The organism is Desulfobacula sp. (assembly GCF_021107415.1).
On sequence record NZ_JAIOSW010000224.1, the window covers coordinates 1 to 8,598 of the forward strand.

9 protein-coding genes and 2 tRNA genes are annotated in these 8,598 nt (G+C 38.8%); 6 read left to right on the plus strand and 5 right to left on the minus strand.

Annotated elements, in window-relative coordinates; translation table 11 throughout:
• Positions 1-76: 76 nt before the first annotated feature.
• From K8S13_RS12165 to K8S13_RS12175, 3 genes are read left to right on the plus strand one after another with little or no spacing between them, the layout of a single operon-like run.
• On the plus strand, positions 77-604 hold the full coding sequence (locus tag K8S13_RS12165; protein WP_291462847.1) for a hypothetical protein: 528 nt from the start codon (positions 77-79) through the stop codon (positions 602-604).
• The gene (locus K8S13_RS12170) at positions 601-1,779 is read left to right on the plus strand and encodes an amidohydrolase family protein (RefSeq protein WP_291462848.1); all 1,179 of its coding nucleotides are present in this window, start codon (positions 601-603) and stop codon (positions 1,777-1,779) included. The genes K8S13_RS12165 and K8S13_RS12170 overlap by 4 nt, the downstream gene beginning before the upstream one ends.
• Positions 1,772-2,605, plus strand: coding sequence for a menaquinone biosynthetic enzyme MqnA/MqnD family protein (locus K8S13_RS12175; RefSeq protein ID WP_291462849.1), 834 nt, complete (start codon positions 1,772-1,774; stop codon positions 2,603-2,605). The genes K8S13_RS12170 and K8S13_RS12175 overlap by 8 nt, the downstream gene beginning before the upstream one ends.
• Positions 2,606-2,659: 54 nt before the next feature.
• Here the strand turns inward: K8S13_RS12175 and K8S13_RS12180 are convergent.
• The 4 genes from K8S13_RS12180 to K8S13_RS12195 form a co-directional block, all read right to left on the minus strand.
• Positions 2,660-2,736 (minus strand) — tRNA-Pro (locus K8S13_RS12180).
• Between the two features lie 39 nt (positions 2,737-2,775).
• The gene (locus K8S13_RS12185) at positions 2,776-4,065 is read right to left on the minus strand and encodes an adenylosuccinate synthase (protein WP_291462850.1); all 1,290 of its coding nucleotides are present in this window, start codon (positions 4,063-4,065) and stop codon (positions 2,776-2,778) included.
• Positions 4,050-4,502: a tRNA adenosine(34) deaminase TadA gene (gene tadA, locus K8S13_RS12190; RefSeq protein ID WP_367172580.1), complete on the minus strand. Its 453-nt coding sequence runs from the start codon at positions 4,500-4,502 to the stop codon at positions 4,050-4,052. Before tadA ends, K8S13_RS12185 begins: the two co-directional genes overlap by 16 nt.
• A 61-nt stretch (positions 4,503-4,563) precedes the next feature.
• Entirely contained in the window at positions 4,564-6,264 is a 1,701-nt protein-coding gene (locus tag K8S13_RS12195) for a hypothetical protein (protein WP_291462852.1), read from the minus strand.
• A 263-nt stretch (positions 6,265-6,527) separates the two neighbouring features.
• On the opposite strand from K8S13_RS12195, the gene K8S13_RS12200 reads away from it, so the two are divergent.
• The 3 genes from K8S13_RS12200 (at position 6,528) to K8S13_RS12210 (ending at position 7,436) form a co-directional block, all read left to right on the plus strand.
• Positions 6,528-6,604 (plus strand) — tRNA-Arg (locus K8S13_RS12200).
• A 200-nt stretch (positions 6,605-6,804) separates the two neighbouring features.
• Positions 6,805-7,035, plus strand: coding sequence for an antitoxin (locus K8S13_RS12205; protein WP_291462853.1), 231 nt, complete (start codon positions 6,805-6,807; stop codon positions 7,033-7,035).
• A complete protein-coding gene (locus tag K8S13_RS12210) occupies positions 7,035-7,436 on the plus strand; it encodes a type II toxin-antitoxin system VapC family toxin (protein WP_291462855.1) in 402 nt (133 codons plus the stop codon). Before K8S13_RS12205 ends, K8S13_RS12210 begins: the two co-directional genes overlap by 1 nt.
• A gap of 38 nt (positions 7,437-7,474) precedes the next feature.
• Here the strand turns inward: K8S13_RS12210 and K8S13_RS12215 are convergent.
• A partial coding sequence (locus K8S13_RS12215; protein WP_291462857.1) for an ARMT1-like domain-containing protein occupies positions 7,475-8,598 on the minus strand: 1,124 nt, incomplete at its 5' end.

Sequence of the window (8,598 nt, forward strand, 5' to 3'; positions counted from 1 at the left end):
CCTGACCATCAGTGAAACCAGATTAATTCTAAAATAGGCCGGCCTTTCTTCCAGTCCCGGCGGCGGAGCAGATATTTTGTGTGATGATATCCGGCAAAAAGTCTCACCAAATAGGTGCAGTTCTTATGAATTGCTTGAAGTGATGCACCAGGCTCATCTTATGGTAATGAGATCCAGTGCCACAATGATGTTCGGCCACCTTGAAAAAGATGTCCATATTTTTGAGCATATGGATAAAATAAGGCGCCTGCAGGATGAAACCCAAGGATTTACCGCCTTTATTCCCTGGACCTTTCAGCCGGACAATACAAAGATTGCAGTCAAAAAGAAGACCAGCGTGGAATATTTAAGGGTTCTGGCAATGAGTCGGCTGTTTCTCGATAATATTGAGAATATCCAGGCCTCATGGGTGACCCAGGGAGACAAAATCGCCCAGACCGCACTTTTTTTCGGTGCGAATGACATGGGGAGCACTATGATTGAGGAGAATGTTGTTGCTTCGGCAGGCGTTGATTTCATGCTCTCCAAAGATGAGCTGACACGGTTAATCACCAGGGCAGGGTTTGAACCTCGGCAGCGGGACTGCTATTATTATTTGTTATGAACACAAATTTTGAAAATATTGTCTGCATTGAAAACAGCAATAAAAGAGAACTGCATAGGGCAGGCTGGATAGTGGTTGATCCTTTTACCATTATTGAGAATGGACACCTTGAAATTAAAAATGGTTTAATCAAGGATGTTCACAAGGGAGTCCCAAAAGAAAAGAGTATCGATCACGGTCCCGGCGTATTAATGCCACCTCTTGTCAATGCCCACCTGCACCTGGAATTGTCTGCCTTAAAGGGGGCTCTGCCCTTTGACAGGGGATTTAAAGTCTGGGTTAAAATGCTTTTGGAAAAAAGAGAAGCCCTGGGAGATGAAAAACTTATCAAGGCAGCCCAAAAAGCCGTCAAAGATCTGTTTAATTCCGGCAATCTCTATGTGGGGGATATATCGACCCTTGGGATTATAAAACCAATTATTCAAGATTCCGCCCTGAATGGTATATGTTTCCATGAGTTTTTAGGATCAGACATTCAGCCGTTTTTTATCCAAAAAAATGATGCTGTCTCCTTCTCGGTTGCGGGACATGCCCCGCACACCTCCTCTCCACAATTGCTTATGGCTCTAAAAAGGCGGTCTAAATCATATGGTTTGCCTTTTTCAATCCATGTGGCAGAGTCTGATGATGAATCCGAATTTATAAATGATAAAAAAGGAGAGTGGGCAAATTTTTTGACTTCCAGAGGGATAGACTGGTCATCCTGGGATATTGGTTCCAAGACGTCTGTGGCATATGTCGCTGATATGGGCCTGCTTGACCCTTTAACCATTGCCGTTCATGTTTTAAATGCGAACAATAAGGATGTGGAAATGCTTGCCCGGTCTAAAGCAAAGGTTTGTGTCTGCCCGAGAAGTAATCAAAACCTTCATGGAAAACTTCCCGATATTGAACAGATGATAAAAAAGGGTATCGAGCCTGCCCTTGGAACAGACAGTCTTGCCAGTTGTGATTCGCTAAATGTTTTTGATGAAATGGCTTTTGTGGGAAATCATTACCCAAAACTTGATCCTGAAACTATTTTTGCAATGGGTACGATAAACGGTGCCAGAGCCCTGGGGATCGAACAATTGACCGGTACACTTTCCAAGGGTAAAAAAGCGCAGTTTTTGTACCGACCAGTAAAGCCAATGAATAAAAAGGATCTTTTACAAAGAATAATATCCAATGAATAAAAAAAAAGTTTACATGGGGAAAATCAGTTATATCAATGCCTCCCCGGTCTATTACGGCCTTGATCACGGTCTTTTGCCCCCTTGGCTGAAAATGGTTCCGGATGTGCCGTCTGCTTTGAACCGGAAAATAAAAACCGGCCAGATACAGGTTAGCCCGATATCAGCAGCCTTTTATGCCATGAATCACAGGGATCTTCTATTGCTTCCTGATCTGTCCATATCCTGTCACGGCAGGGTGCTAAGTGTTATTCTGGCAAGTAATTATCCGATTGATGATCTTGAAGGCAAAAAGGTGATGTTCTCCCGGGAATCGGCATCGGCTGCCTCTTTTCTCAAAATGATATTTAATCAGAGAAAGGTTTCTCCGGTTTATGAAGTCGGTTCCGTAAATAATTTCCAGAGAATTTCCAACTCTGTTGATGCAGTGCTGGTGATCGGAGATGCAGCACTTACACACCCCTGGGATCAGGTTTTTAAATATAGTATTGATCTAGGTCAGCTTTGGTATGAAATGACACAGCTTCCTTTTGTGTTTGCGGTCTGGGTAGTCAGGCGCTCTTTTGCAAAGAAAGACCCTGTCTGTGTAAAAGAAATTCACAACTGGCTGCTGGAATCAAAAAAACAAGGTTATCAGCATATCGACAAGGTTATTGAAGCCGGGAAAAATAAATTAAACCTGGATCAATCTCTAATTAAAGAATATTTTGACCTGCTTTATTGTGATCTTGATGATCAAAAAGTAAAAGCAATGGAAGTGTTTTTTGATTCCCTTCTTGACCAGGGAATTTTAGATGAAAAGCCGGATATAACATTTTTCAAGCCGTAATGATCCGGTAAAGAACAATAGATAAAAAAATAATTAAAACAATTCAAATGATGCTGGTCGGGATGAGAGGATTTGAACCTCCGGCCCCAGCGTCCCGAACGCTGTGCTCTACCAGACTGAGCCACATCCCGACATCAAGAGAGGGTTATACACAAAAAAAAGTAAAATGTCTAATTGAAAATGTTTTCTTTTATTATTGTCGCCTCCCTTTCCGGTCCTACAGAGACAATTTTAATTTTAACATTAGCGAGTTCTTCGATTCTTGCCAGGTATTTTTTCGCATTTTCAGGCAGGTCATTAAACTCTGTGATACCTGAAATATCCTGGTTCCAGCCTGGATGATTTTCATATACAGGCGTACATTCGTGTAAAATTTTAATTTCAGGGGGGAAATCCCTGATAATTGTTCCATTATGTTCATAACCGGTACAAATTTTAATCTCTTCAAGATCATCAAGAACATCGAGCTTGGTGATGGTAAGACCGGTGAGGCTGTTTAACCTTACAGCATTCCTAAGAACAACCATATCCAGCCATCCGCATCGTCTCTTCCTGCCCGTTGTTGCACCGAATTCCGAACCAGTTTTCTGGATTTTATCTCCAATGTCATCAAATAATTCGGTTGGGAACGGACCGGCACCAACTCGTGTTGTATAGGCTTTTACAATCCCGATGATTTCATCAAGATTTGCAGGGCCGACACCTGATCCGTTGGCTGCGTTTCCGGACACAACCGAGGACGATGTCACAAACGGATAGGTCCCATGTTCAATATCAAGGTGGGTGCCCTGGGCTCCTTCAAATAACACTGTTTTATTGTTGTTTATTCCGTCAAACAATATCACGGAAACATCTGCAATATAAGGTAGTAGGTGATCTTTGATCTGTTGGAATTGATTAATGACTGTTTCGGGATCAATGGTTTCGGTTTTAAAATAATTTTTAAGGTAAAAATTTTTTTCTTCAAGAATAGTGATAACTTTTTCTTTAAAAAGATCAAAATCAAGGAGATCACAAAATCGTATCCCTCTTCGTGTTGCCTTATCCTCATAACATGGGCCGATTCCCCTGCCGGTTGTCCCGATTTTCTGGTCTCCTTTTTTGGCTTCTCTGGCACTGTCGATCAGCCGGTGATAGGGCATAATAATATGAGCTCTGTTGCTTATCTTGAGCATATCCGGTGAAACATCAATATTATTTGATAATAAATATTCAATTTCTTCAAGCAGAACAAAGGGGTCAACCACAACGCCATTGCCGATAAAACAATTTTTGTTCTGGATAATACCGGAGGGGATGAGGTGACTGATAATTTCCTTGCCGTCTACAACCATTGTATGACCGGCATTGTTCCCACCCTGAAATCTTACGACATAATCTGCATGTTCACTTAATAAGTCAACAATTTTGCCTTTTCCTTCATCTCCCCATTGTGTACCGACAATTACTGTATTTCCCACTGTTTACTCCTTTTATTTATAAAAAATTTTTTTATGAGCTGTTTTGTTTTTTCTTCATATATCCCTGATACGATTTCAGGGTGATGATTTAATCGTTTATCATCTGCCATGGTATATAATGAACCTGCCGCACCCCATTTCGGATCTCTTGCTCCAAATACAAGTCGTTTGATTCTGGCATGAATAATGGCGCCCATACACATAATGCAGGGTTCAATGGTGACGTACAAAGTCGTGTCGATCAGCCTGTAATTGTTCAACACCCGGGAGGCTGCGCGTATGGCATTGATTTCAGCATGGCTTGTGGGATCATTTGATGATATGGGGCTATTGTAACCATATCCGATAACATTTTTGTTCTTATCCACAATGACTGCCCCAACAGGAACTTCATCTATCTCTATTGCTTTTTTTGCCTCTAAAATGGCAAGATTCATATAATATTCATTATCCATAATTCAAACTATATTTATATAAATCTTTTTTCTTTTGGTCAAACTAATTAATCTGTTTTGCCCAAAAATAGAGCGTGAATCTTTGAAATGTTATCAGATCGGGAAGGACGCAGAAATTTTTTGATTGATTAATATTGTTTAACATGATCAGCCCTTTTAATCCAATGGCATTGTTGAGATTTAAAATTGGGGTATTATTTGATAAGTCATTGTATTCTTTGAAATCTTTTTCATTGATTAGTATTGTTTGGTTTTTTTGATGTGGTTTTGTGATTTCAATTTTATTTGGGTCAATCATAACGGTCCATTCTTTTTCAGATAATTTCATCAGTGAGGATTTTGATTGTAAAACCGCTTTTTTCAGGTTTTCATTTAATTTCAGGTCCCATCCAAATTCGTAAAAAATTGGATTTTGAATTATTGTTTTTAAAATGCCTAAAAATTCAAACTGTTGGTTTTTCCTTAAAATGGCTTTAAAAATGTCTGTCTGTTTGACATCGTTATCATTGGATGGTTTGATTGTCAGGCCGTGTGCCATCAACTCAAATTGGGATAGCCAATTAAATTCCATTTTTAAGTTTGTAGGATTTTTATTTTCCAGAGTTTCAAGAAGAAATTTGTTCATCTGATCTGTCAGAAGTGTCTGATAACATGATTTATCACCGGATACCAATCGTTTGATGAATAAATATTCCATGATGGAGCGATGGCTGAATTTAAACGAACCGGATTGAGTCTGGCTGATCAGTGATCGTATATTATTTTCCAGAAAATAGAGGGGTATCTCCCAATTTTTTGCTTTTTGAACCAGTTCGTTTTGTGTGATTGATTCCATGCCCCGTTCTTTTCGTCTCAAATATATGTCCAGGGCAAGTCTTTGGACAAATAAGCTTAATAAGGATTTGTTTTTCCAGTTTGGTTCGTGATTGATCCAGTTTTCAATGATTTTTTCATAAAGATCATTCACTGATTGTATGCCGGCTTCTTTTTGGAAAATTTCTTTAAAATAGCTGAGTAGGAAAGGATTGATGCGTAATAAGGGATTGTTTTCGATAAAAGCCAGGATTCTTTTTTTTATGCCGGTCTCCCAGATTGAAAATTGAGAGCCTATATATTTTTTAATATCGATATGAGTAAAAGGAGACAGATAGAGTTTTCTGAATTCAACCATATAGTTATCGTTGATATTTTCCGGTCCTATCCTCTCATATCCATATTTAACCGGCATGTTTTTATCGCTTGGGAAAAATTCTGTACCGCATGTAATAATAACTCTCTTGTATTTCTGGCTAAGCTCCATAAGCTGTCTGAGTCTCTTATGGGGTTTATTAGCAGCATTTGCATCCTCATCAAATCCATCTAAAAACAGAACACTGTTTTTTTTATCAGAGGGGGCTAAAATCAGCTCGTCTGCCTTTTTTATCCCTAAAGGCACCAATATAATTTTATGCTGTTCTTTTTTATGCCGTCTCAAATTGTGAGTAAAATAGTTAAGTGCAAAGCAGGTTTTGCCCAAGCCTGAATCTGCCAATATAAGCAGATGCCTGCAGGCAATATCGTGATCCAGAAATATATCCAGTTTTTTGGTTATATCCTTTTTTTTTATACGCCCTTTGTTTTTTTGGTTTTTTTTTCTATAGGGATGACTTTCCTGGCATTTTGGATAAATGTAAGATTTGATGGATCGGTTGATGGTGAATTTATCATAGATGTTGTTGCTGATCAGATCCTTTAAAATTTCCATGCTTTTTCTATCATGTAGTAAAGGATAAACAAGAGCCAGGATTTTTTTAACACATACCCATAGGAAAACCAGACAGATGGTGGCAGAGAAAATTTTTAAAAAAATTGATACTATTTCCATGAAAATTTATATTTAAAATAATACAGTCCTATTTCAATTCCTTTTATATAATTATAATAAGTTTTATGCATAAAAGCAAATATTCCAAAACAAAAAATCTTGAAAACTTATAAAAACCTTGATATATACTGTTGGTCTTTTGTGCGCCCGTGGCTCAGTTGGATAGAGTACCTGACTACGAATCAGGGGGTCGGGGGTTCGAATCCCTCCGGGCGCGCCACTTATATCAAGGGTTTTCAGGTTTTTGCTTGAAAACTTTTTTTCCTTAGAATAAAATAAATATATTGGCAAAATTTCACATTCAAAGATCATCATGATGTCCGCTTTTTTGAATCCAAAAATTTTAATCTTTCTTTGAAATTGACTTCTATATTATTGACGTATATACTAAAAATATATACATCAGGAAGGGGTGATATAATGGAAACAGCAAAATTATTTCAAAATGGCAGTTCTCAAGCAGTAAGACTGCCCAAAGCATTCAGAATTCCTGGTAATGAGGTGAAAATATTTAAACACGGCAATCAGGTTATACTGGAGCCCATAGAGACAACATGGGACTCGTTGTTCGAATCTCTCAGTGAATTTCCGGAAGACTTTATGAAAGACGGGCGTAATCAGCCTGCCATGCAGAAGAGAGAATCTTTCTGATGCGTTATCTGCTTGATACCAATATTTGCATATACCTTATAAAAAGGCGGCCATTAGAGGTTCTTGAGCGATTCATGCAACATTCTCCACAGGATGTTGCAATCTCCACAATTACCCTGTTTGAACTTCAATATGGGATTGAAAAAAGCCAATACCGGCAACGTTCCGAGAATGCTCTTGCCAAATTTCTTCTGCCACTGAATCTTATTGATCTTGATCGCTCTTCTGCTATAGAAGCCGCGACTATTCGCGCACAACTTGAAAGAAAAGGAATGCCGATTGGTCCTTATGATCTGCTCATAGCCGGTTTAGCCAGATCATTGGATATGATATTGGTGACCAACAATACCAAAGAATTTGAAAGAATTGTTGGCCTGCATCTGGAAAATTGGATCGAATAAGATTACCCCGGCAATTGAGGCAATGGATGAAGTCAGGCTTATGAATCTGCAAGCCTCTGGTCATACATGGATCCAACTCCATATTCATTCCGACGCATAAATTTATCCAGAGATGGGCTGATGAGCTGCATCTCCGGGTTCTCTTTTTGAACATCCCGGGCAATTCTTATCTCTTTGGTACATCCAGTACTATAAGTTGAATCCTTGCCAATCCATTCCGGTGGAACTTTTTTGTTTATAAGTGAAAAGGTTTCGGCAATATCGTCTGATGTCTGGAATCTCCATATGTCTATATAGGTGCTTTTTTGGACAATTTCCCACATATACATGAGATCGTCTGCATCCATGCCGGGTTCATAATAGAAGGACGGGTTGATAATAAAAAGATCAGCGGATTGTTTATGCAAATATTCAATAAAGGTACTCATTATTTTTTTTGCCACATCAATCTTTCCAGGGATGGATCCGATGATCCCGCTGTAAAACATCACTTTCATACCTTTTTTCTTAGCTGATTTCATCTGATCGATAATTTCATTTGCCTTTTCTTCCAGGTCCTCGTGGGAAAATTTGATAAAATCAGGGTGCCTGGGTTTATAGGTGAGCAGCAATCCTTTTTTATCCAGGCTGATATTGATGATGCTCTGGGTAAATTTAAAGTGGGAATCAATTAATCTTTTTTTCTGGGTATTCCCCCGTGATATAACACAATCCACTTCTTTAAAAATTCTGGAAAAGGTGGTGGAGGTAAGCAAAAGATTTAAAACCTCTGTGGTCCCGTCAGACACCACATAGATATTTTTATCATGTTTTAAGAGTTTTACCAGATTGTTTTTACTAATGGTTTTTTCATGAATAAAGTGTGCGTTTTCAAGTTCTTTCATCAGAACGGGATCTGTTCTGGTATCCGCCAGGCAGACTTTTTTGAAAAATGGTGCCTCTTTTACAGCAAAAATAACTGCATGTCCAAGTTCAGCCAGAAATTTGGTGATCATAAGATCTATAACCACTTCATCGGATTCATCGGCAAGCCAGAGGATTTTTTGTTTCCTGGCTTTTACCAGTGTCAGCAACGGTGCTAACCCATCTCCTCTGATAGGGGTATTAAAGATTTTTTTAATTTTAGTTAACGACGGAATTTTTGGATTTTCATGGCTCCATA

Excerpts from the sequence above, each read along its gene's own strand:
- K8S13_RS12170 (WP_291462848.1), top strand. The coding sequence starts at position 601 with ATGAACACAAATTTTGAAAATATTGTCTGCATTGAAAACAGCAATAAA.
- K8S13_RS12175 (WP_291462849.1), top strand. The coding sequence starts at position 1,772 with ATGAATAAAAAAAAAGTTTACATGGGGAAAATCAGTTATATCAATGCC.
- tadA (WP_367172580.1), bottom strand. The coding sequence starts at position 4,502 with ATGAATCTTGCCATTTTAGAGGCAAAAAAAGCAATAGAGATAGATGAA.
- K8S13_RS12195 (WP_291462852.1), bottom strand. The coding sequence starts at position 6,264 with ATGGAAATTTTAAAGGATCTGATCAGCAACAACATCTATGATAAATTC.
- K8S13_RS12205 (WP_291462853.1), top strand. The coding sequence starts at position 6,805 with ATGGAAACAGCAAAATTATTTCAAAATGGCAGTTCTCAAGCAGTAAGA.
- K8S13_RS12210 (WP_291462855.1), top strand. The coding sequence starts at position 7,035 with ATGCGTTATCTGCTTGATACCAATATTTGCATATACCTTATAAAAAGG.